This window comes from Microvirga medicaginis, assembly GCF_052658925.1.
Genome location: NZ_JBQWEL010000003.1, coordinates 50974 through 71537 on the forward strand (window position 1 = coordinate 50974; position 20564 = coordinate 71537).

Annotated in this window: 19 protein-coding genes; 12 read left to right on the forward strand and 7 right to left on the reverse strand. The window is 62.1% G+C overall.

The window, feature by feature from the left end:
• Positions 1 to 8 precede the first annotated feature (8 nt).
• Both ACUXUR_RS05415 and ACUXUR_RS05420 read left to right on the forward strand, forming a co-directional pair.
• Positions 9 to 1211, forward strand: a complete 1203-nt coding sequence (locus tag ACUXUR_RS05415) for a pyridoxal phosphate-dependent aminotransferase (RefSeq protein ID WP_445501326.1) — start codon at positions 9 to 11, stop codon at positions 1209 to 1211.
• A gap of 123 nt (positions 1212 to 1334) precedes the next feature.
• The gene (locus ACUXUR_RS05420; protein WP_445501327.1) at positions 1335 to 2384 is read left to right on the forward strand and encodes an AbrB family transcriptional regulator; all 1050 of its coding nucleotides are present in this window, start codon (positions 1335 to 1337) and stop codon (positions 2382 to 2384) included.
• A gap of 3 nt (positions 2385 to 2387) precedes the next feature.
• On the opposite strand, the gene ACUXUR_RS05425 is transcribed toward ACUXUR_RS05420, so the two are convergent.
• Complete coding sequence (locus ACUXUR_RS05425) at positions 2388 to 3260, reverse strand: MurR/RpiR family transcriptional regulator (RefSeq protein WP_445501328.1); 873 nt, start codon at positions 3258 to 3260, stop codon at positions 2388 to 2390.
• Positions 3261 to 3401: 141 nt separating this feature from the next.
• Between ACUXUR_RS05425 and ACUXUR_RS05430 the strand changes: the two genes are divergently transcribed.
• The 6 genes from ACUXUR_RS05430 (at position 3402) to ACUXUR_RS05455 (ending at position 10478) form a co-directional block, all read left to right on the forward strand.
• Positions 3402 to 4190, forward strand: coding sequence for an N-formylglutamate amidohydrolase (locus ACUXUR_RS05430; RefSeq protein WP_445501329.1), 789 nt, complete (start codon positions 3402 to 3404; stop codon positions 4188 to 4190).
• A 241-nt stretch (positions 4191 to 4431) separates the two neighbouring features.
• A complete protein-coding gene (locus tag ACUXUR_RS05435) occupies positions 4432 to 5967 on the forward strand; it encodes an amino acid permease (RefSeq protein ID WP_445501330.1) in 1536 nt (511 codons plus the stop codon).
• A gap of 60 nt (positions 5968 to 6027) precedes the next feature.
• Positions 6028 to 7398: a glutamine synthetase family protein gene (locus tag ACUXUR_RS05440; RefSeq protein WP_445501331.1), complete on the forward strand. Its 1371-nt coding sequence runs from the start codon at positions 6028 to 6030 to the stop codon at positions 7396 to 7398.
• 71 nt (positions 7399 to 7469) lie between these two features.
• A complete protein-coding gene (locus tag ACUXUR_RS05445) occupies positions 7470 to 8861 on the forward strand; it encodes an aldehyde dehydrogenase family protein (protein ID WP_445501332.1) in 1392 nt (463 codons plus the stop codon).
• A gap of 11 nt (positions 8862 to 8872) precedes the next feature.
• Complete coding sequence (locus ACUXUR_RS05450) at positions 8873 to 10036, forward strand: iron-containing alcohol dehydrogenase (RefSeq protein ID WP_445501333.1); 1164 nt, start codon at positions 8873 to 8875, stop codon at positions 10034 to 10036.
• A gap of 94 nt (positions 10037 to 10130) precedes the next feature.
• Complete coding sequence (locus ACUXUR_RS05455) at positions 10131 to 10478, forward strand: cupin domain-containing protein (RefSeq protein WP_445501334.1); 348 nt, start codon at positions 10131 to 10133, stop codon at positions 10476 to 10478.
• Positions 10479 to 10534: 56 nt separating this feature from the next.
• Here the strand turns inward: ACUXUR_RS05455 and ACUXUR_RS05460 are convergent, their stop codons facing one another.
• Positions 10535 to 11137, reverse strand: a complete 603-nt coding sequence (locus tag ACUXUR_RS05460; RefSeq protein ID WP_445501335.1) for an NADPH-dependent FMN reductase — start codon at positions 11135 to 11137, stop codon at positions 10535 to 10537.
• A gap of 101 nt (positions 11138 to 11238) precedes the next feature.
• Between ACUXUR_RS05460 and ACUXUR_RS05465 the strand changes: the two genes are divergently transcribed.
• On the forward strand, positions 11239 to 11631 hold the full coding sequence (locus ACUXUR_RS05465; protein WP_445501336.1) for a winged helix-turn-helix transcriptional regulator: 393 nt from the start codon (positions 11239 to 11241) through the stop codon (positions 11629 to 11631).
• 2 nt (positions 11632 to 11633) lie between these two features.
• Here ACUXUR_RS05465 and ACUXUR_RS05470 read toward each other — a convergent pair whose 3' ends face one another.
• The gene (locus ACUXUR_RS05470; RefSeq protein WP_445501337.1) at positions 11634 to 12299 is read right to left on the reverse strand and encodes an HAD family hydrolase; all 666 of its coding nucleotides are present in this window, start codon (positions 12297 to 12299) and stop codon (positions 11634 to 11636) included.
• A gap of 171 nt (positions 12300 to 12470) precedes the next feature.
• Here ACUXUR_RS05470 and ACUXUR_RS05475 point away from each other — a divergent pair, with 171 nt between their 5' ends.
• Complete coding sequence (locus tag ACUXUR_RS05475) at positions 12471 to 13238, forward strand: ion channel (RefSeq protein WP_445501338.1); 768 nt, start codon at positions 12471 to 12473, stop codon at positions 13236 to 13238.
• A gap of 3 nt (positions 13239 to 13241) precedes the next feature.
• On the opposite strand, the gene ACUXUR_RS05480 is transcribed toward ACUXUR_RS05475, so the two are convergent.
• The 4 genes from ACUXUR_RS05480 to ACUXUR_RS05495 form a co-directional block, all read right to left on the reverse strand.
• Positions 13242 to 14348 carry an ABC transporter ATP-binding protein gene (locus ACUXUR_RS05480; RefSeq protein ID WP_445501655.1) on the reverse strand — a complete coding sequence of 369 codons (1107 nt, stop codon included), beginning with the start codon at positions 14346 to 14348 and terminating at the stop codon, positions 13242 to 13244.
• Between the two features lie 5 nt (positions 14349 to 14353).
• Positions 14354 to 16543: an ABC transporter permease gene (locus ACUXUR_RS05485; protein ID WP_445501339.1), complete on the reverse strand. Its 2190-nt coding sequence runs from the start codon at positions 16541 to 16543 to the stop codon at positions 14354 to 14356.
• Positions 16544 to 16660: 117 nt separating this feature from the next.
• Complete coding sequence (locus tag ACUXUR_RS05490; protein WP_445501340.1) at positions 16661 to 17707, reverse strand: ABC transporter substrate-binding protein; 1047 nt, start codon at positions 17705 to 17707, stop codon at positions 16661 to 16663.
• Between the two features lie 123 nt (positions 17708 to 17830).
• Positions 17831 to 18625 carry an inositol monophosphatase family protein gene (locus ACUXUR_RS05495; protein ID WP_445501341.1) on the reverse strand — a complete coding sequence of 265 codons (795 nt, stop codon included), beginning with the start codon at positions 18623 to 18625 and terminating at the stop codon, positions 17831 to 17833.
• 194 nt (positions 18626 to 18819) lie between these two features.
• On the opposite strand from ACUXUR_RS05495, the gene ACUXUR_RS05500 reads away from it, so the two are divergent.
• Positions 18820 to 19245: an NUDIX hydrolase gene (locus ACUXUR_RS05500; RefSeq protein WP_445501342.1), complete on the forward strand. Its 426-nt coding sequence runs from the start codon at positions 18820 to 18822 to the stop codon at positions 19243 to 19245.
• 139 nt (positions 19246 to 19384) lie between these two features.
• Entirely contained in the window at positions 19385 to 20557 is a 1173-nt protein-coding gene (locus ACUXUR_RS05505; protein ID WP_445501343.1) for a zinc-dependent alcohol dehydrogenase, read from the forward strand.
• Positions 20558 to 20564 lie beyond the last annotated feature (7 nt).

The following is a 20564-nucleotide window of genomic DNA, read 5'->3' on the forward strand; positions in this document are numbered from 1 at the left end:
TTCGTGTGATGAACGCATCCGTCTCGATCCCCTCGACCTTCAACCTGCGCGCGGAAGCCCTGCAGGCTCCCACCAGCGGCATCGTCGATGTGTTCTCCTATGGACGGAACAAGCCCGGCATCATCCCGCTCTGGGTCGGCGAAGGCGATTTGCCGACGCCTGCTTTCATCTGCGACGCGGCGACGCGCTCGCTGCAGGACGGCGAGACCTTCTACACCTATCAGCGCGGCATCCCGGATCTGCGCCAGGCGATCGCGCGCTATCACGAGAAGGTCTATCGCAAGGCCTTCGACCCGGAGCGCTTCTTCGTCACCTCGGGCGGCATGCCTGCGATGCAGATTGCGTTTCGCATGGTGTGCGGCAATGGCGACGAGGTGCTGATCCCCACGCCCGCATGGCCGAATTTCGCCGGCGCCATCACGATTTCCGGCGCGCGTCCCGTCGCCGTTCCCATGAACATCGACGAAAAAGGCTGGCATCTCGATTTCGAGCGGCTGGAACAATCGATCACGCCGCGCACCCGCGCCGTCGTGCTGAACTCTCCCTCCAACCCCACCGGCTGGACCGCAAGTCACGACGATCTGCGCGCCGTGCTCGACATGGCCCGCAAGCACGGTTTGTGGATCGTGGCAGACGAGATCTATGGGCGCTTCATCCACGATCCGGCGCTCACCATGGACGGGCGCGCACCGTCCTTCCGTGACGGGATGCAGCCGGAGGATCGCATTCTCTTCATCCAGACCTTCTCGAAGAACTGGGCGATGACCGGGTGGCGTCTCGGCTGGCTCGAAGCGCCGCCCGTCCTGGGCCAGGTGATCGAGAACCTCGTTCAGTATCAGACCTCCGGCACGCCCACCTTCATCCAGCGCGCGGGCGTGGCGGCGATCGAGCAGGGCGAGGAGTTCCTGGCCGACCAGATCGCCAAAGCAAAGCGCGGGCGCGGGATCGTCGGGAAGCTCGCGGAAACGGGCCTCGTGGAACTGCCGCCACCCAACGGCGCGTTCTACGCCTTCCTGAAGATCAAGGGCGCGAAGAGCTCCAAGGACATCGCCTTCCGCCTCATCGACGAAGCGAATGTGGGCCTTGCCCCAGGAAACGCCTTCGGCGATGCGGGCGAGGGCTATCTGCGCCTTTGTTACTTGCGCAAGTCCGAGGATCTGGAAGAGGCGGTGAAGCGCATCAGCGCGGCTCTGCCGCGTTTGGTGGCGTAAGGCACGGACGTGATACCCTCGCCTCCGTTGCATACCTCGCCAGCATATCCATAGGTTGACCCAGCCGCCCGCGGCGTCCATTGAGCGAACGGGCCCTCCGAAGGGCTCTGTTCATTGCTCCACATGCCTCTCATTCCTGCTCACGTTGCTCAAATCCTGATCGCCGGTCTCGGCGGTCTCGTCTTTTATTGGCTCGGTGTTCCGGCGGCATGGCTGTCGGGTTCTGCCATTGCGGCTACGTTGTGGGGGCTTTCGGGATGGGCATTGCCCATGCCGCGCGCCCTTGCCGATGCCGCGATGCTTGTCTCGGGCGCAGCCATGGGAGCCGCCGTGACCCCTGCCGCCATCGACGCCATGGGACGCTATCCAGGCAGCCTTATGCTGCTGGTGATCGGGGTCATGGCAGTTTCGCTCGCCTCCACCTTCTGGCTCACGCGCATCTCCGGCTGGCGCAGGGCCGATGCTTTGCTGGCGTCCGTGCCTGGCGCGCTCTCGACGGTGCTCGCCGTCGCTGCGGATCGAAAGGCGGATGTACCGTCCGTCGCCATCGTGCAGAACGTGCGTCTCTTCGTGCTGATCGCATTGTTGCCGAGTGTGGTCGTCGCATTGGGTGGCGGCGGCCGCACGAACGCGCTGATCGGACAGGGCATGCCGGTCGAAAGCCCAGGCGGCCTGGCCTTCGTCCTGCTCGGTGGCCTTATTCTGGGCCTCGTGCTCAAGGGGCTGAAAGTGGCGGCTCCCATCCTTTTGGGCGCAACCGTCGTCAGCTCCGTCAGTCACGGCACCGAATTCGTGACCGGCGTCATTCCGCCGGTGATTGCCACTGGAGGTCTCGTGCTGATCGGCCTCTTCATCGCCGAGCGCTTCCGCAACGTTCAGCGCTCGACCCTGCGGCGCGCGCTCGTGTCGGCTCTGGGCTCCTTCCTTGTCGGCATGGCGGTCGCCGTAATGTTTGCAGCTCTCGCCGCATGGCTCGCCGGTGTGAGCTTCGCCAACAGCCTCGTCGCCTTTGCGCCCGGCGGCCTCGAGGCCATGACCGTGCTCGCTCTCGTCCTCGGCCTCGATCCGCTCTATGTCGGCATCCACCACCTCGTCCGCTTTCTCGGCATCGGCCTCGTGCTGCCATTCCTCGTAGCCTGGCTGCAGCGTGGAAAACTGGCTGACGCCGAATAATCCTCACGGCTTGGCGTTGCGCAGCCGCTCCACCGCCTCCATGCGCGGCTTCGCCGTCTCCCACAAACGCTTCGTCACGGCGGCAACGAGCGCTTCGGTGATGAGCAGGAGACCTGTTGACGAGTCCCAGTTCGAGGGGGCCACGATGTGGGCAGGCAGCACATGTCGGGCGACGCGGGCGATAGGCGAGAGCCAGGGGTCCGTGAGCAGCACGACCGCCGCTCCTTGCTTTGCCGCCGTTTCGCACAAAGCCGTCACATCCTCCTGATAGCGGCGGATGTCGAAGGCGACGATCACGTCCTTCCTGCCGATTTCGATCATCCGATCGCGCCAGAGCGCCGGCTGGCCTTCAATGAAATCCACTTCGCTTCGCACGATGCGGAAATGGCTTTCGGCATAGCGCGCCAATGCACCGGTGAAGCGTCCGCCCGTGAAGTGGATGTGGCGGCGTGAGTCGCTTAAAAGCTCCACCACCGCGTCGAACTCGGCAGGCGCGATGTTGTCCACCGTTGCGCGCAGATTGCCGACCACCGCCTCGGCGAAGGAAGCGAGCGCCGGGGCACCCTGGCTCTTGTCCGAGGGGCTGGCCTTGGCAAGGGGGGAGAGGAGCTGCGCCTCGAGTTCCTCGCGCAGATGCTTCTGGAAATCCGGAAAGCCGCTGAAGCCCAGCCTTGTCACGAAGCGCAGAACCGAGGGAGCGGAAATCCCGGCGCGGGTGGCGAATTCCGCCACCGTGTCGAGCCCGGCAAAGGGGTAATGGCTGAGCAGCAGGTGCGCGGCCCGCTTCTCGCTGGGCGTGAAGGAATCCATCTCAAGGCGGATGCGCTCGGCCAGGCTCGGCGGATCGACAGGGGGGATCGTGCTGCTATTTTTCATGTTGGAATGTTGCGTCCCTCCTCCTTGACGGTTTCCAAAAGCTGTACCAAAAATTTCACTCGAGAAAAATCTGTAAGAAACGTACCAAACGTTCAACCGAAGGCTTTCAACCTGCATCCTTGCAGGCGAGCGGAGGACTGCATGGTGCATGCGAGTCGGATGGCAACCGGTCAGGAACCCGCCACCCAGGCGGCGGAGCCGATTGCTCTCGTGGAGAACCCCCAAGGGCACTCCCCCATCCTGCTCATTTGCGAGCACGCATCCAGGCACCTTCCGGATCGTTACGGCACGCTGGGCCTGACCCCTGAGCAGCTCGACAGCCATATCGCATGGGATCCCGGTGCGCTTGGAGTCGCCAAGGAGCTTTCCCGGCTTCTCGACGCGCCGCTGATCCATGCCACCGTCTCCCGCCTCGTGCTCGATCTCAACCGCGATCCGTCCGCCCCGGATTCCATTTGGACCCTGAGCGAACGCACCGCCATTCCCGCCAACCAGAACCTCGATCCGGCCGAGCGCGCCTATCGCGTGCGCGAGGTATACGAGGCATTCCACGGAACGATCGATCGCTTCATCGAGCCACGCGTGAAGGCGGGGCGGACGCGCAGCGTCGTCTCCATCCATTCGTTCACACCGGTCTATCGGGACGTGCAGCGTCCCTGGCATATCGGCCTCATCCACGATCGCGACGCGCGTTTCGCGAAAAGCGTCGAAGCCGGATTGCGCAAGGATCCGGCCCTGAATGTGGGCATGAACGAACCTTATTCGCCGGCGGACCGGGTGTTCCACACCCTCGAGCGCCACGCCGAGAGGCGCGGGCTTGCGCCGCTGATGATCGAAATCCGCAATGATCTGATCCGCACGGAAGACGGACAGGCATCGTGGGCTCACCGTCTTGCGCCGCTTTTGAGGGAGGGCGCGCAGACGCTTTGACGACAGCCATGGCGCATGAGGTGCCATGGCTAGCGCATCGTGCGGACCCAGCGGGCCGCGCTAGCGAAAAGCGGATCCGGTTTTCACTGGCGTGGCCCTTCGGATCGCCGACGCGGACCTCCGGTTCCGCGCAAACGATGCGCTCTTCTAGAGAATGAGCATCGGATCAGTCCCAAAAGTGCAAGTCCGCTTCTGGGTCCGATGCTCGAGAGGGGACAGACTATTCGTGGAGGAAGAATCGATGTCAGTCGGACAAGGAAGTCCAGGGGTTCATGCCCCACCTGCAGGAGTGCAAGGCGCTGCAGGAATTACCTACACCACCGTGGATGAGAGCTATTTCGAGGCACGGCGTCTCAGACGTCATGCGCGTGTGTGGTCGCTCTGGGCGCTCGGCGTGGGCGCCGTGATCTCGGGCCATTACTCGGGCTGGAACCTCGGTCTCGCCAATGGCTTCGGCTCCATGTTCTTCGCAACGATCATCATCGCCGTCATGTATCTGGGCCTGACCTTCTCCATCGCGGAGATGTCCCCGGCCCTGCCGCATACGGGTGGTGCTTACTCGTTCGCGCGCACCTCGATGGGTCCGTGGGCGGGGTACATCACGGGCATTGCGGAGAACATCGAGTTCGTGCTGACACCGGCCGTGATCGTTTTCTTCATCGGCTCGTATCTGTCGGCGATCTTCGGCACGGCGCCGGAGTTCCAACCGGTCTATTGGGTCTTGTGCTACGCCTTGTTCGTGGGGCTCAACGTCGTCGGTGTCGAGCTCTCGTTCAAGGTGACGGTCGTCGTGACTCTGCTGGCACTGGCATGCCTTGCCGTGTTCTACGTGTCCGTTCTGCTCTCGGGCCAGTTCGACTTCTCGCGCTGGGCGTTGAACATCGGACCCGATGGCGCGGAATTGCCGAATGGCGGCGGGCCGTTCCTACCCTTAGGAATCGGCGGCATCTTCGCCACCATGCCGTTTGCCGTGTGGCTCTTCCTGGCCATCGAGCAGCTGCCCTTGGCCGCCGAAGAATCCCATGACCCGCAGCGCGACATGCCTAAGGGTATCATCGCCGGCATCCTGACGCTGATCGTCTCCGCCTTCTGCGTGGTCTTCCTGAACTCGGGGATTGCACCGGGTTCATTCGGCATCGCGAAGTCGGGTGAGCCGCTTCTCGACGGTTTCCGCACCCTCTTCGGGACGGATATCGCGAAAATCCTGGCGGCTGTCGCCGTGATCGGCCTCATTGCCTCGTTCCACACGATCATCTTCGCCTTCGGACGGCAGATCTACTCGCTGTCGCGAGCCGGCTACTTCCCGTCCTTCCTGTCGGTCACGCACGGCACGCGCAAGTCGCCGCATATCGCGCTCATCACGGGGGCGCTGCTCGGTTTGGCGGTGATGCTGATCATCTGGTTCGCTAGGGGGTCGGAAGCCGGCGCGGCCGTGATCGGCGGAACGCTGCTTAACATGGCGGTCGCAGGCGCGATGCTGGCCTACTTCATGCAGGGCATGTCCTATATCGTGCTCAAGAAGAAGTTCCCGCATCTCGCTCGGCCCTACAAGAGCCCGTTCGGCATTGCAGGCGCCGTCGTCTGCATGGTGATCGCAGCCATCACCTTGTACTTCCAGTTCACAGATCCTGTGTTCCAGACGGCCGTGATCGGCGTTGCGATCTACTATGCGGTCATGATGGCCTATTTCCTGGTCCATGGACGCCACAAGCTCATTCTCTCGCCGGAGGAGGAGTTCGCGCTCACCAAAGGCGAGGCCGAGTACAAGTCCTACTGATCACGATCGGGAGCGCGCGTCCTGCGCGCTCCCTTCATCCTTCTCGTTGGGGTTTCGAGCATGACCGCTCCCACAATCAAGAACGCTGCCGACGCAATCCAATACGTGCGCAGCCGCGACCTGCCTTTCGTGAAGATCGGCCTCACCGACGTCGACGGCATCATGCGCGGCAAGTACATGGCTCGCGACAAGTTCGAATCCGCCCTCGAGAAGGGATTCGGTTTCTGCGACGTTGTGCTGGGCTGGGACTCCAACGATCAGCTTTACGACAACACCACGCTGACCGGATGGCATACGGCCTATCCCGATGCGACCGCGCGTGTGCTGCCGGAGACCATGCGTCTCATTCCCTTCGAGAACGACCTGCCGTTCTTCCTCGCAGAATTCGAAGGCTATGCGGAGCCGGCCTGCCCGCGCGGGGTGCTGCGGCGTGTACTTAAAAAAGCCGAGGACATGGGCTTTGCCGTGTCGGCGGCGGCCGAGTTCGAGTTCTTCCTCTTCGAGGAAACGCCGCATTCCGTGCGCGAGAAGGATTACAGGAACCTCAAGAACATCACGCCGGGCTTCTTCGGCTATTCGGTGCTGCGCTCGGGCGTGCACGCGGATTTCTACCACGAGCTGCTCGACCTCGCGAATAGGATGGATTTCGAGATCGAGGGCCTGCATACGGAAACGGGTCCCGGTGTGCTGGAAGCCGCAATCCGTGTCGATGATGCCCTGAAGGCGGCCGACAAGGCGGCGCTGTTCAAGACCTACACCAAGATTCTCGCGCAGCGTCGCGGCTGGATGGCGACCTTCATGGCCAAGTGGTCCCGTGACTGGCCTGGCCAGTCCGGCCACCTGCACTCGTCGCTGCGCCACCTCAACACCGGCAAGGGTGCATTCTATGACCCGAACGGCAAGCACAACATGTCGGAGGCCATGCGCTGGTATGTGGGCGGCCAGCAGAAGCTGATGCCCGAGATCCTCGCCATGGTCGCCTGCACGGTGAACAGCTATACGCGTCTCATTCCGGGCTTCTGGGCGCCGACGGATTCCGCGTGGGGCGTGGAGAACCGCACCACGGCGCTTCGCGTCATTCCCGGTTCCGAGAAGTCGCAGCGCGTCGAGTATCGCGTCGCGGCGGCCGACATCAATCCTTATATTGCGCTTGCCGCAGCCATTGGCTCCGGCCTCTGGGGTATCGAGCACCGCGTCGATCCTGGCGAACCGATTGAAGGAAATGCCTATGCGGTGGAGCATCCTAAGGAGCGGGCGCTGCCGCGCTCTCTGGGCGAGGCCGCCGAGCGCCTGAAGGGGTCCAAGGCTGCCCGTGAACTCTTCGGCGACACCTTCGTCGACCATTATGCTGCGACACGTGAATGGGAGGAGCGGGAAGCCCGCAGGGCCATCACCGATTGGCAGCTCGCCCGCTACTTCGAAATCATCTAAAAGACTTGCAAGGCTCAAACCAGGAGAAGACGATGGTCCTCACCCGACCATCGTCTTTCAAACATAAGATCATGGCTGATACTGATATTGTCTGTATTTCCCCCATCGACGGTCGCGAGTTCGTCCGCCGACCGATCATGTCCGATGCCGCCATCGATACGGCGATCACGGCTGCCCGCGAAGCGCAAGTTGCATGGCGAAACGTTCCTCTCTCCGAGCGCGCGAGCAAGGTGTCGGCCTTCCTTGATGCGCTGCTTGCCATGAACCAGGAGGTCGTGCCGGAGATTGCCCAGATGATGGGCCGGCCGGTACGTTATGGCGGCGAGTTCCGCGGCGTCGAGGAACGCGCGCGCTACATGATCCGCATTGCGGAGAAGAGCCTGCAGAACATTCCCGCCGATGACGAGAAGGCGGGCTTCCGTCGCATGATCAAGCGCGAGCCCGTGGGCATCGTGCTCGTGATCGCGCCCTGGAATTATCCTTATCTCACTGCCATCAACACCATCGTTCCTGCGCTCATGGCCGGCAACGCAGTGCTGTTGAAGCACGCTTCGCAGACGGTGCTCGCGGGCGAGCGCTTCCAGATGGCGATGGATCGCGCCGGGATGCCGAAGGGCCTGTTCCAGAACATGCATCTGAGCCACGATCAAACGAGTCGCATTCTTGGGCAAGGCCTCGTCGATCACTGCAACTTCACGGGCTCCGTTTCCGGCGGTCGCGCCATCGAGCGTGCCGCGGCAGGCTCCTTCACCTCACTCGGCCTCGAGCTCGGCGGCAAGGATCCTGCCTATGTGCGTGAGGATGCGAATATCGACCACGCCATCGAGAACCTGGTCGATGGCGCCTTCTTCAACTCAGGGCAATGCTGCTGCGGCATCGAGCGCATCTATGTGCATGAGACGCATTATGATCGCTTCGTGGAAGGCGCGGTCGATCTCGTGAACAAGTACGTGCTCGGCAATCCACTGGAGGAGGCGACGACGCTCGGCCCAATGGCGCATAAGCGCTTCGCCGATATCGTACGCCAGCAGAACGCTGAAGCGGTGGCGAAGGGCGCAAAGGCTCATATCGATGCCAGGCGGTTTGCGGCGGATGTCGGGAACACGGCCTATCTCGCGCCCCAGGTGCTCACAGGTGTCGATCACTCCATGAGCGTCATGCGGGAGGAGAGCTTCGGTCCCACCGTCGGCATCATGAAGGTGAAGAGCGACGAGGAGGCGATCAGGCTCATGAACGACTCTCCGTATGGCCTCTCCGCCGCCATCTGGACCTCGGATGTCGATGCGGCCGAGGCCATCGGCGAGAAGCTCGAGACAGGCACCGTGTTCATGAACCGCTGCGACTATCTCGATCCCGCGCTCGCCTGGACAGGCGTGAAGGATACGGGCCGCGGTGCAAGCCTGTCGCGCTTGGCTTACGAGTCGCTCACCCGTCCGAAATCCTACCATCTCCGTCAGATCTGATTGAAAGCATCATGACCACGTCTCCCCGCTCCAACTGGAATTATCCCACCGCCGTCCGTTTCGGCGCAGGCCGCATTTCGGAACTCGCCGAGGCCTGCAAGGCGGTCGGCATGTCCTCGCCGCTCATCGTCACGGATCCGTTCCTCGCCACTCAACCCATGACGAAAGCTGCGCTCGACCAGCTCCTCTCCGCTGGCTTCAAGGCTGTGATCTTCTCGGACATCAAGCCGAACCCCGTCGAGACGAACGTCTACAAGGGCCTCGAAGTGCTGCGCTCCGGCAAGCATGACGGCGTCGTCGCTCTCGGTGGCGGCTCGGCTCTCGATGCGGGCAAGGTCATCGCCTTCATGGCGGGCCAGACCCGTCCCATGTGGGATTTCGAGGATATCGGCGATTGGTGGACCCGTGCAGACCCCAAAGGCATCCTGCCGATCATCGCCGTGCCGACGACGGCCGGAACGGGCTCGGAAGTGGGCCGCGCCGGTGTCATCACGCAGGAATCCACGCACACCAAGAAAGTGATCTTCCATCCGCTCATGATGCCGAAGATCGTGATCTGCGATCCGGAACTCACAATCGGCATGCCGCCCCACATCACGGCGGGCACGGGCCTCGATGCGCTTGCCCATTGCATCGAAGCCTATTGCGCACCGGGCTATCACCCGATGGCCGACGGCATCGCGGTCGAAGGCATTCGCCTCGTGAAGGAATACCTGCCGCGCGCCTATCAGAACGGCAAGGACATCGAAGCCCGCGCGCAGATGATGTCGGCCGCCGCCATGGGCGCCACCGCGTTCCAGAAGGGCCTTGGCGCGATCCATGCGCTGTCGCATCCGACCGGCGCGCTCTACGATACGCATCATGGCCTGACCAACGCCGTCTTCATGCCTTACGTGCTGGTCTATAACCGCAAAGCCATCGAGCCGAGGATCGAACGTCTTTCCGCCTATATCGGCCTCGAGCCCTCGTTCCAGGCTTTCCTCGATTGGGTTCTGCAGCTGCGCAAGGATCTCGGCGTGCCGCACACGCTGGAGGGCTTGAAGGTCGACAGCGCGCGCTTCGATGAGATGTCAGAAATGGCTCCCAACGATCCCACCGCCGGCGGCAACCCGGTGCCGATCACCAGGGAGAGCGCCCGCAAGCTCTTCGAGGATGCGCTGGCCGGACGGCTTTGATCGTCGTCCTCAATCGCTTCAACAGCTGAAAAGCGGCGCGCCCGGTTCGGTGACGCGCCGTTTCTCCATTCGGCCTTATCATGGAGAATGCACCGTGGAAAAAGGTTCAGGCAGCGATATTCAGGTCAGGCTTGCCCAAGCAGCGGCGCATCTCTCAGCAGAGAGCCCGTTCAGGACCTTCTTCGAGCAGGGCGAGGAAATCACGATCGAGCTCTATGCGCCTGTGGGCACCGACAAGCAGCCGCCGCATGAGCGGGATGAGCTTTACATCATCGCGTCAGGACACGGCACCTTCAGCCGTGACAAGGAGCTTGTCACGTTCGAGGCCGGCGATCTTCTCTATGTGCCAGCCTATGTCCCGCATCGCTTCGAGACCTTCTCGGAGGATTTCAAGACCTGGGTGATCTTCTATGGACCGAAGCGGGTGCGTCCTGCCATGTAAAAGAAAGCGGCGCCGCGAGGAACAGCGGCGCCATTCTCGCTGATTGATCAGGCCTGTTACGCCGCAGCTTTGGCAGCGCCCGCGGATTTGCGTGTGGCCCGAAGCGATTTGAGAGCTTCCGTCCAACGATGAAGTTCGTCGAGCATGGTGGCGGCGGACGTCTTGTAGATGTCGAGCGGCTTGAGGTTGCCGTTCTCGTCCAGGTTCTGGAACACCATCGGCATGGGCACGCCTTCTGGAATCGGCATCATCTTCAGGGTCGTCACGATCTGTTTGGCGACCTGGACAGAGCGCAGCCCGCCCGAGATGCCGCCATAGCTCACGAAGCCGGCGGGCGCGTAATTCCACTCACGGGAGAGGTAGTTGAGCGCATTCACCAGCGCCGGAGGCGGAGCGTAGTTGTATTCCGGCGTGACGAACACGAAGGCGTCAGCCGCCGAGACGCTCTCCGCCCAAGCCTTCGTATGAGCATGCTTATAGTCCTGCTTCATCGGGTGCTCGGGCTCGTCGAAGACCGGCAGGTTGAAATCGGCAAGATCCACGAGGACAGGCTCGAACTTTCCGTGTTCGGCTGTGAATTCGCCGAACCACTTCGCGATGTTCGGGCCGACCCGGCCAGGACGCGTGCTGGCGATGACGATGTGAAGCTTCGGTTTCATGGGATTTCCCAGGTTGTTTTCGGGGCGAGAAGGGTTAAGTTCTCTTTTGTAACCGAGGCTCATTAAGTAACTCTCGAGCCGAAGCGCAAGGAGGCACTTTCATGACACCCAGTCACATCCATGTGCCCGCCAATTGTCACACGGTGACGGAGATCCTCTCCCGCGTGGGCGACAAGTGGAGCGTCCAGGTCGTGGTGCAGCTGGGCGAAGGGCCCAAAAGATTCAACGAGTTACGCCGCATCGTCAGCGGCGTCTCGCAGCGGATGCTGACCCTGACCTTGCGCGGATTGGAGCGTGACGGGCTCGTCACGCGTACGGTCTACCCCACCATTCCGCCCCGGGTGGAGTACCAGCTCACAGAGCTGGGTTGCAGCCTGCTCAAGACTGTGCGGGCTCTGGGAGCCTGGGCGATCGAGAACAGGGACGAGATTCTGGCTGCACGGCGGCGATTCGACGTGGCGGCGGGCGTCAAGCCGGAATCGGACGCCGCCTAAGGCTAAGCTCGGGCAGCGGCTCTGCGGTTCAGCACATCCCACAGAATGGGGGCGTGGAAATCTTCGATGGTCGCATCCGCTCCCACGTCCCGCATCTCCTGCGCGGTCAGGCCGGTCAGCACGCCGAAAGAGAAGAGGCCCGCAGCCTTGGCGGCCTTCATGCCGGAGGGGGAATCCTCGAAGGCGACAGCCTCGTCCGCCCGCACGCCGAGCCGCTCCAGGGCCGTGAGATAGGGCAGGGGATCGGGCTTTCCGCGCGCCACCTGATCGATGGTGATCTGAACCGGAAAACGTTTCGTGAGGCTCAACACATCGAGCATATGCTCTGCATTGAGGCGCGGGGCGTTGGTGACAAGCGCAACCTTGATCCCGCGCTCCTTCGCCCAGTCGAGGAGATCGAAGAGGCCGTCCAAAGGCTTGAGATCAAGCGCCAGTCGGCGGAAGGCCGCCTCCTTCTCGTCAGCGAAGGCGACGTGCTCTTCGACGGTGCGATGGGGCAGGAGGCTGGCGAAGATGGATTCGTTGGTCCGGCCGATGATCGTGGAGCGGTAGACATGCTCGTCGATCGCTACGCCTTCCGGGCTCAGAACCTCGACAAAGGCTTGAAGGTGCACGGGGTCGCTGTGCACCAGGGTGCCGTCCATATCGAAAATCAAGGCCTTAAGCATCGTTCCGTCTCGCGAGGGATAGGGCGCCCATCATGTAAGCCGCTTCGGCTCGAAAGGCACCCTGTTAGAATTGCTGGCCTGCCTTATAGATTATGTGAGGGTCCCCAATCCAGGAAACATGATGTCGCTCGTGGCTTACCCTCTCTTCAAGAACGATGGCGAGAAAACCCGATGAGGGCGGTCGACAAGATCAAGTTTCTCTATGAGGCGGACGCGCCGGAGGCTCACCGTTTCCGCTACGCCCTTCTCGTTTTCGATATCGTCACCATTCTTTTCATCGTCGTTTCCTCCTTCCTGCCGCACTCCACGGTGCTGCAGGGCATCGATATCGTCATCGGCCTCATCGTGCTCGCCGACTTTTCTGCACGCCTCGTGATCAGCCCGAGACCCTGGAAGGATCTCCTGCACCCGACGACCCTGGCCGATGTGGCGGCAATCGTGTCGTTTCTGGCGCCCATCGTCGGAGAAGGGATCGGTTTCCTGCGCATCCTGCGAACGGTGCGATTGCTTCACACCTACCAGCTTCTCGCACGCCTGCGTACTGACAGTCCGTTCTTCCGGAGAAACGAGGAGCTGATCATCGCAGCGGTCAATCTCAGCGTCTTCATCTTCATCATGACCGGCTTCGTCTATGAAACGCAGCGCTGGACCAATGAGGAGATCGGCAATTATATTGATGCGCTCTACTTCACCATGGCGGCGCTCACCACCACCGGGTTCGGCGACATCACGCTCACGGGAACGCTCGGGCACCTGCTCTCCGTCATCATCATGATCTTCGGCGTAACGCTGTTCCTGCGCCTCGTGCAGGTTCTGTTGCGGCCCAACAAAGTGCGTCATCCCTGTCCGGTCTGCGGGCTGCAACGGCATGACAGGGATGCCGTCCATTGCAAGGCCTGCGGCACGATCCTCAACATTCCTGACGAGGGTGCGGTATAGAGATCAGGCTCCGGGAATGATCGCAATCCCGCGCTGTGTGGAAAAGGACATCGAGATCGGCGTGCCTGGCGCCATCATGTCCTTTCGGCCGTATTGCACCACGAACAGATGTCCGATGGGACTCTCCACCTCATATTCCATCTGCGTGCCGAGATAGGAGGCCTTCCTCACCGTGCCCGTGATCTTACCGGGAGCCGCGGAACCTTCATCCAGCACGATAGCATCAGGCCTGACCGCGAGCTTCACCGAGCCCAGGCCCGCGCCGCGACGGGGCAGCTGGACGTTCAGGTTGCCAATCTTCACATTGGCCATCGGCCCTGAATCATCGACGACTTCGCCGGAGATGATGTTGGCGTCGCCGATGAAGTCGGCGACGAAGAGATCCGCAGGTTCCTCATAGAGCTCCCGCGGCGTTCCTGTCTGCGCGATGCGGGCGTTCGACATCACGATGATATAGTCGGAGACGGCAAGCGCCTCCTCCTGATCATGCGTGACATAGGCGACCGTGAGGTTGAGGCTCTGCTGCAATTCGCGGATGTCCTCGCGCACGCGGCGGCGCAGCTTGGCGTCGAGGTTGGAGAGCGGCTCGTCGAACAGCAGCACCTGCGGCTCGAGCACCAGGGCGCGTGCAACCGCGACGCGTTGCTGCTGACCGCCGGAGAGTTCGGACGGCGCGCGCTTCTCAAGGCCCTTGAGGCCGATCAGTTCGAGCTTCTCCATGGCCATCTCATAGGCATCCTTCTTCGGGATGCCCTGCACGGTCGGGCCGTAGGCAACATTCTCCAGCACCGACATGTGCGGGAAGAGCGCGTAGGACTGAAACACCATGCTGACGTCGCGATCGGCGGCGGAGAGATGCGTCACATCGCGTCCGCCGATCAGAATCTGGCCTTCGCTTGCCATATCGAGACCGGCAATCATGCGCAAGGTCGTGGTCTTGCCGCAGCCCGAGGGACCGAGCAGGGTCACGAGACGGCCGGGCTCGATGGTGAAGGACACGTTGTCAACAGCCGTGACGCTGCCGTAGCGCTTCGTCACGCCACGAAACTCGACCGACGCCGCCTGCTTCTTGGAGGCCGTGGAACGGGACAGGGAGCTTAAGGATGACATCTGGTTCATGGAATGGCTTGAGCGGCAACGGGGCTGGCTGAAGTGCTCGGCGTACGGCGCCCCAGACGCCGCTCGCCGACCGCAAGCTGGATCGCGAGGATCGCAAGCAGCATGACGATGATGAGCACGGTGGAATAGGCGATCGCGAGACCGAACTCGCCCGCCTCGACGCGGCCGACGATGTAGGTCGTCGCCATGTTGTATTCCGCGGTGACCAGAAAGATCACGGCGCTGACCGCCGTCATCGCGCGTACGAAGGAATAGACGAGCGAGGCGACGATGGCCGGACGCAGAAGGGGCAGCACCACGCGGCGCATGGTGGTGGCCGATCGGGCGCCGAGCGTGAGCGAGGCTTCATCCAGGCTCTTGTCGATCTGGCTCAAGGTGGCGATGCCGGAGCGCACGCCCACGGGCATGTTGCGGAACACGAAGCACATCACGAGCACGAAGCCGGTGCCGGTGATCTCAATCGGCGGGACGTTGAAGGCGAGAATGTAGGACACACCCACTACGGTACCGGGGATCGCGAAGCTGAGCAGGGTGCCGAACTCGAAGGAACGCTGGCCGGCGAAGCGCTGACGGGTGAGGAGATATGCTGTCAGCAGGCCAATGGCGGCCGTGAGCGGCGCGGAAAGAGCCGCGACCTTCACGGTGGCGAAGAATGAATCCCAGGCCGAGCCGGAGAAGTAGAGGCCCCAATCCGCTCGCTCGATGCGGAAGGCGGTGAGGAAATGATCGAGGGTCGGCGTGTAGTCGCGGCCCATGGAGCGCACGAAGGCGCCGACCAGAATGATCACGTAAACGGCCACGGTGAACAGTGCCCACGGAATGGCTGTGAAGTAGGATGCCAGGGCCACGCGGCGAGGCAGGGGCAGTGGAATGCCGGCGTCGCCCTTGCCGGTCACTGTCGTGTAGACCTTCTTGCCGAGCCAGGCATGCTGCAGCCAGAAGGCGCCGAGCGTGAAGGCGAGCAGAATGATGGAGAGCACGGCGGCACGGCCCTGATCCTGCTGCGCGCCGACGACGGCGAAGAAGATCTTGGTGGAAAGAACCTCGTAATTGCCGCCGAGCACGAGGGGATTGCCGAAATCGGCGAGGCTTTCCACGAAGCCAAGGAGGAAGGCATTCGCGAGACCGGGTCGCATGAGCGGCAGCGTCACCGTCACGAAGGTTGTCCAGCTCTTCGCGCGAAGAGTTTGGGACGCCTCCTCCAGCGTCGGGCTGATGCCCTGCACCACGCCGATCAGGACGAGGAAGGCGATGGGTGTGAACGCCAGAAGCTGCGCGATGAAGACGCCGGGAAGGCCATAGATCCAGCGTGAACGCGGGATGCCGAACCACTCCCAGAGAACAGAGGAGAGCGCGCCGGAGCGGCCGAAGATCAGGATCAGCGCAAGGCCGATCACGAAAGGAGGCGTGATGATGGGCAGTACGCTCATCACGCGCAGAAGCTTCTTGTAGCGGAAGGCCGTGCGCGTGGCGATGAGCGCGAAGGCAAGGCCCAGAGCCGTGGTGCCGACACCCACGAGGAGGCCGAGGAACAGGGTGTTCCAAGCCACGCCACAGCGCAGGTCGCTTGAGAGGCAGTCGAGTCCCCAGATCGACTTGTCCATGAACTTGGTCAGGAACACGAGAGGTGCGAAATTGCCGTCGTTGTCCGCGAAGGCGCTCGCAAGGATCGTCGAAACGGGGAAGAACACGAAGACGATGATGAGCGCGATGACGATGCCGATGGAGGAGGTGACGAAAGCATCGCCCCGGCACCATCCGCGCGCGGCAAGCCCGTGGCAGAGAATGATGAGAAAGGCCGTGGATGTGAGGGCGGCACCATAGCCCATGCCGGCCTGGCTCGGCCCATCTCCGCCGGTGAGAGTTTTCAGGATGTCGAGCGTCCAGCCGTTCAGGCCGATGGTGAAGCCCTCGATCACGATCAGCGCGAGGCCTAAAGAGCCTGCGGCGATGAGCCATGGACCATTGTCCGCTCGCGAGGGCAGAACGGCAGGGCGCAGGCTGATCAGAAGCGGCACGAGAATCGGCAGAAGCCACCAGGCGCCGTTCAGGCCATGAACGAGAGCCGATCCGCCGATCACGTAATCGGTGAAGGTTGGAACCGCCGTGCGGTCGAAACCGTACCAGGGCAGGAGGGCAAAGCCGACCCAGCCTAGAACGATCCAGCCAAGGGTTGCCCGTGACATGTCTGTTCTCGCGTCAGGATCAATGCGGGCTTAAGAGAAAACCCGACTTCCAATCTCACAGGTGAGGAAGAAGCGTTCCGGCGAAACGCCTTAGTCTCGCCGGAACGGATCGGCTGCCTATTTCGGCAGGTTCTTCACCTCGTTGTCCCACTTGGACAGCAGACGCTTGCGCTCTTCCGAGGAGCCGTATTTCGCGAAGTCGAAATTGATCAGCTTGATATCGCTGAGCTTCGGGGCCTGCGGCGGAACCGGCGTGTTCTTGTTGGACGGGACCTGGTAGGACTTGGCCTCCGCACCGAGCTTCTGTGCGTCCGCTGTCAGGGCCCAATCGTAGAACTTCTTGGCGCTCTCGAGATTCTTCGCGCCTTTGATGATCGACATGGAGCCGATCTCGTAGCCCGTTCCTTCGCAGGGAGCCACGACCTTGATCGGGGCCTTGTCAACGACCATCGTCACCATGTCATGCATGAAGGTGATGCCGGCGGTCGTCTCGCCCTGCGCAACGGCCTTGGCGGGGGCAGCTCCCGACTTGGTATATTGATTGACGTTCTTGTGCAGGGCCTTCAGGTACTCGAAGCCCTTGTCCTCGCCCATGAGCTGAACGATGGTGGCGAGCAGCGTATAGGCCGTGCCGGAGGAGTTCGGATCGGCCACCTGCACCTCGTCCTTCAACTCGGGCTTGAGCAGGTCAGCCCAGCACTTCAGCTCCGGCACCTTGTTTGTCTTGGCGAGTTCGGTGTTGTAGCCGAAGCCCAGCGCGCCGGAATAGATACCGACGGTGCGCTGCTTGGACTGCTCCCACTGACGTACGGCCCAGTCCTGCAGCTCGCTCATCTTCGGCGACTTGTATTCGACCGTCAGGCCCTCCTCGGCGGCCTGCATGTGGGGATCGCCCGTACCGCCCCACCAGATGTCGGCGCGCGGATTGGCGGCTTCGGCCTTGACCTGGGCGAAAATCTCGCCCGAACTCTTGCGGGTCATGGAGACCTTGATGCCCGTGTCACGCTCGAACGCGCCGACCATGGCACGGCACCATTCCTCCTGCACGCCGCAATACATCACGAGCGCACCCTGAGCCTGGGCCGTTCCGGCCGACAGGAAGGAGAGGGCGGTCATGGAGCCCGCCAGCATCGTGGCGGCAACGAGATTCTTCTTCAGTGTCATAGTCTTCCTCCCATAGGTTTTTGTTATCTTTTTGTTGGTTGGCTAAGTTCGCCCCGATAAGAGCGCCCGGTCAAGAGCCCAGCTGATGATGCCGCCATGAATCTTTGGACTCATGGCCCAACGTCAGGGCTCCTTGGCTATGCCCGTGGCTGCCGTCAGGGCATCTGCGAGCTCCGGGGTGCAGGCGAGGACTGGGTTGCCTTTGCGTAATCCGTCCTTCGCCAGAAAGTTGTTGGTCCAGCCGCCGGCTTCCTCGATGATGAGAAGACCCGCCAGGGCGTCCCATGAATTGATATGCAGCTCGCAATAGGCATCGATCCGGCCGTCCGCCACATAGGCGAGGCCAAGCGTGCCGGAACCTGCGCGGCGCACATTCGCGCCGCTCTTCTTCAGACGCTCGACGACAGCGATGTAGGGTTCCGGAGGCAGGCGGGACGACCAACCGGCCTCGACGGTGGCCTGGCGCATATCGGTCAATCCGCTCACCTTGATCGGTTCGCCGTTGAGGATCGCCCCGCGTCCGCGCTGGGCGGTGTAGAGCTCCGCATGCATCACGTCATAGATCACGCCGATCTCGACTTGGCCGTCGCGTACAAAAGCGATGGAGATGGCAAAATGCGGGATGCCACGGGCGAAATTCGCCGTACCGTCGATGGGGTCCACGACCCAGACATCGCGCTCGAAGGAGCCGCCCCCTTCCTCACCGAAGAAGGAGTCATTAGGGAAGAGTTCGCTCAGGCGGCGGCGAATCAGCTCTTCTACCTCCGCATCGGTGGCCGTCAGGAAATCTTGCGGGCCCTTGAAATCCGGGCGCTGGGAGCGCGGGCGCTCCAGGAAGCGCTTGCGCGCCAGCACTCCGGCCTCGCGAGCAATGGCGCAGGCAGCGGTAAATCTCATATCCAAGCTATTGGTCGTCATGGCGTTCAGGCGTTCCTCAAGGATCAAAAAGGCAGCCGGTTTGTTGTCACATATTCATGAAGGTTCGTGAGAATGCGAAGGTGGCATGCCTTCGGAAAGGAGATGTCCCCAGAACCTGTCGAATTGAGCCTTTCTTAGCCGGCTCAAGTAAACTATGTTATAGACTAACCGTGTGGAAACTCTACTCTCGTCGAATGTCCCAGACGCCAAAAGAAGAACTCAGTCAGGTCGCAGCACTCCCCTTTCGCATCAGGGACGGGAAGGTCGAGGTGCTCCTTGTCACATCCCGCGAGACCAAGCGCTGGCTGATTCCGAAGGGCTGGCCGATGAAGGGCAAGAAGCCGCACAAGGCTGCAGCCCAGGAGGCGGAGGAGGAGGCCGGCGTGAAGGGCGAGATCAAGCCGAAGCCGCTCGGCCATTATGATTACTGGAAGCGCCGCTCCACGCATTTCGATCTCTGCCGGGTGAATGTGTACCCCCTCGCAGTCTCCAAGCAGCTCAAGTCTTGGCGGGAAAAGGGACAGCGCCAGGCACAATGGTTCGATGTCGAAGACGCTGCTCACCAAGTGCTCGAGCCTGCGCTCGCTGAACTCATTCGCAGCCTGCCTGAGCACGTCTAACGCGCCCGTTCTTTTGGGGTAACGTCCGGAAAATCGCACGCGTTCCGGGAACGCAACGCTCTTCAAGAAGTCTTTTCCCATGACGAGGCGGCCATGCGGCAAGCTTGGCCGTCCCCACGCATGCTGGAAGGAGATTTCGATGAAGGCGCTTGTTTGGCACGGCACCACGGATATCCGTTGCGACTCCGTTCCGGATCCGCAAATCGAGCATCCGCGCGACGCGATCATCAAGGTGACGAGCTGTGCCATCTGCGGCTCCGATCTCCACCTCTACGACCACTTCATGCCCGGCATGAAGAGCGGCGACATCATGGGCCACGAGACCATGGGCGAGGTCGTCGAGGTCGGTGCTGAAACCAAGGGCAAGCTGAAGGTGGGCGATCGCGTCGTGATCCCCTTCACCATCATCTGCGGCGAATGCGAGCAGTGCAAGCGCGGCAACTACTCCGTCTGCGAGCGAACCAACCGCAACGGCCACATCGCGGCAAAGGCCTTCGGCCATTCCACTGCTGGCCTCTTCGGCTACACGCATTTGACCGGGGGGTATCCAGGTGGACAGGCGGAATACCTGCGCGTGCCGTTCGCCGATGCCACCCATATCAAGGTGCCGGACGGCATTCCGGACGAGAAGCTGCTGTTCTTGAGCGATATCTTCCCCACCGGCTGGCAGGCGGCAGTGCAATGCGATATCCAGCCGGATGATACGGTGGCGATCTGGGGCGCAGGCCCTGTCGGACAGATGGCGATCCGCAGCGCCGTCCTGCTCGGCGCGAGGCAAGTGGTCGTGATCGATCGGGTGCCGGAGCGTCTCGCCATGGCGGAGGCCGGTGGTGCGATCACCATCAACTTCGACGAGGAAAGCGTCGTCGAGCGCTTGAATGAGCTCACCAACGGCAAGGGCCCGGAGAAGTGCATCGATGCCGTCGGTATGGAGGCGCATGCGGCTGGCACCGTCGATGCCATGTACGATCGCGTGAAGCAGGCTGCGATGATGGAAACGGATCGCCCGCATGTCCTGCGCGAGATGGCTTATGTCTGCCGTCCGGCGGGAACGCTCTCGATTCCCGGTGTCTATGGCGGGCTTCTCGACAAGATTCCCTTCGGCGCCATCATGAACAAGGGTCTCACGATCCGCACGGGTCAGACTCATGTGAACCGCTGGACCGATGACCTGCTGCGGCGCATCGAGGACGGGCAGATCGATCCGTCCTTCGTGATCACGCATAATGTCGGGCTCGAAGACGGGCCTGAAATGTACAAGATCTTCCGCGACAAGCAGGACGGTTGCATCAAGGTCGTGCTCAAACCTTAAAGGCCAA

Bases quoted from the DNA above. Each gene is read 5' to 3' on its own strand.
- ACUXUR_RS05470 (WP_445501337.1), bottom strand. From the start codon at position 12,299: ATGCTTAAGGCCTTGATTTTCGATATGGACGGCACCCTGGTGCACAGC.
- ACUXUR_RS05490 (WP_445501340.1), bottom strand. From the start codon at position 17,707: ATGACACTGAAGAAGAATCTCGTTGCCGCCACGATGCTGGCGGGCTCC.
- ACUXUR_RS05460 (WP_445501335.1), bottom strand. From the start codon at position 11,137: ATGAAACCGAAGCTTCACATCGTCATCGCCAGCACGCGTCCTGGCCGG.
- ACUXUR_RS05465 (WP_445501336.1), top strand. From the start codon at position 11,239: ATGACACCCAGTCACATCCATGTGCCCGCCAATTGTCACACGGTGACG.
- ACUXUR_RS05485 (WP_445501339.1), bottom strand. From the start codon at position 16,543: ATGTCACGGGCAACCCTTGGCTGGATCGTTCTAGGCTGGGTCGGCTTT.
- ACUXUR_RS05500 (WP_445501342.1), top strand. From the start codon at position 18,820: ATGTCCCAGACGCCAAAAGAAGAACTCAGTCAGGTCGCAGCACTCCCC.
- ACUXUR_RS05480 (WP_445501655.1), bottom strand. From the start codon at position 14,348: ATGTCATCCTTAAGCTCCCTGTCCCGTTCCACGGCCTCCAAGAAGCAG.
- ACUXUR_RS05495 (WP_445501341.1), bottom strand. From the start codon at position 18,625: ATGACGACCAATAGCTTGGATATGAGATTTACCGCTGCCTGCGCCATT.
- ACUXUR_RS05425 (WP_445501328.1), bottom strand. From the start codon at position 3,260: ATGAAAAATAGCAGCACGATCCCCCCTGTCGATCCGCCGAGCCTGGCC.
- ACUXUR_RS05450 (WP_445501333.1), top strand. From the start codon at position 8,873: ATGACCACGTCTCCCCGCTCCAACTGGAATTATCCCACCGCCGTCCGT.
- ACUXUR_RS05415 (WP_445501326.1), top strand. From the start codon at position 9: ATGAACGCATCCGTCTCGATCCCCTCGACCTTCAACCTGCGCGCGGAA.
- ACUXUR_RS05420 (WP_445501327.1), top strand. From the start codon at position 1,335: ATGCCTCTCATTCCTGCTCACGTTGCTCAAATCCTGATCGCCGGTCTC.
- ACUXUR_RS05475 (WP_445501338.1), top strand. From the start codon at position 12,471: ATGAGGGCGGTCGACAAGATCAAGTTTCTCTATGAGGCGGACGCGCCG.
- ACUXUR_RS05505 (WP_445501343.1), top strand. From the start codon at position 19,385: ATGAAGGCGCTTGTTTGGCACGGCACCACGGATATCCGTTGCGACTCC.
- ACUXUR_RS05440 (WP_445501331.1), top strand. From the start codon at position 6,028: ATGACCGCTCCCACAATCAAGAACGCTGCCGACGCAATCCAATACGTG.
- ACUXUR_RS05430 (WP_445501329.1), top strand. From the start codon at position 3,402: ATGGTGCATGCGAGTCGGATGGCAACCGGTCAGGAACCCGCCACCCAG.
- ACUXUR_RS05435 (WP_445501330.1), top strand. From the start codon at position 4,432: ATGTCAGTCGGACAAGGAAGTCCAGGGGTTCATGCCCCACCTGCAGGA.
- ACUXUR_RS05445 (WP_445501332.1), top strand. From the start codon at position 7,470: ATGGCTGATACTGATATTGTCTGTATTTCCCCCATCGACGGTCGCGAG.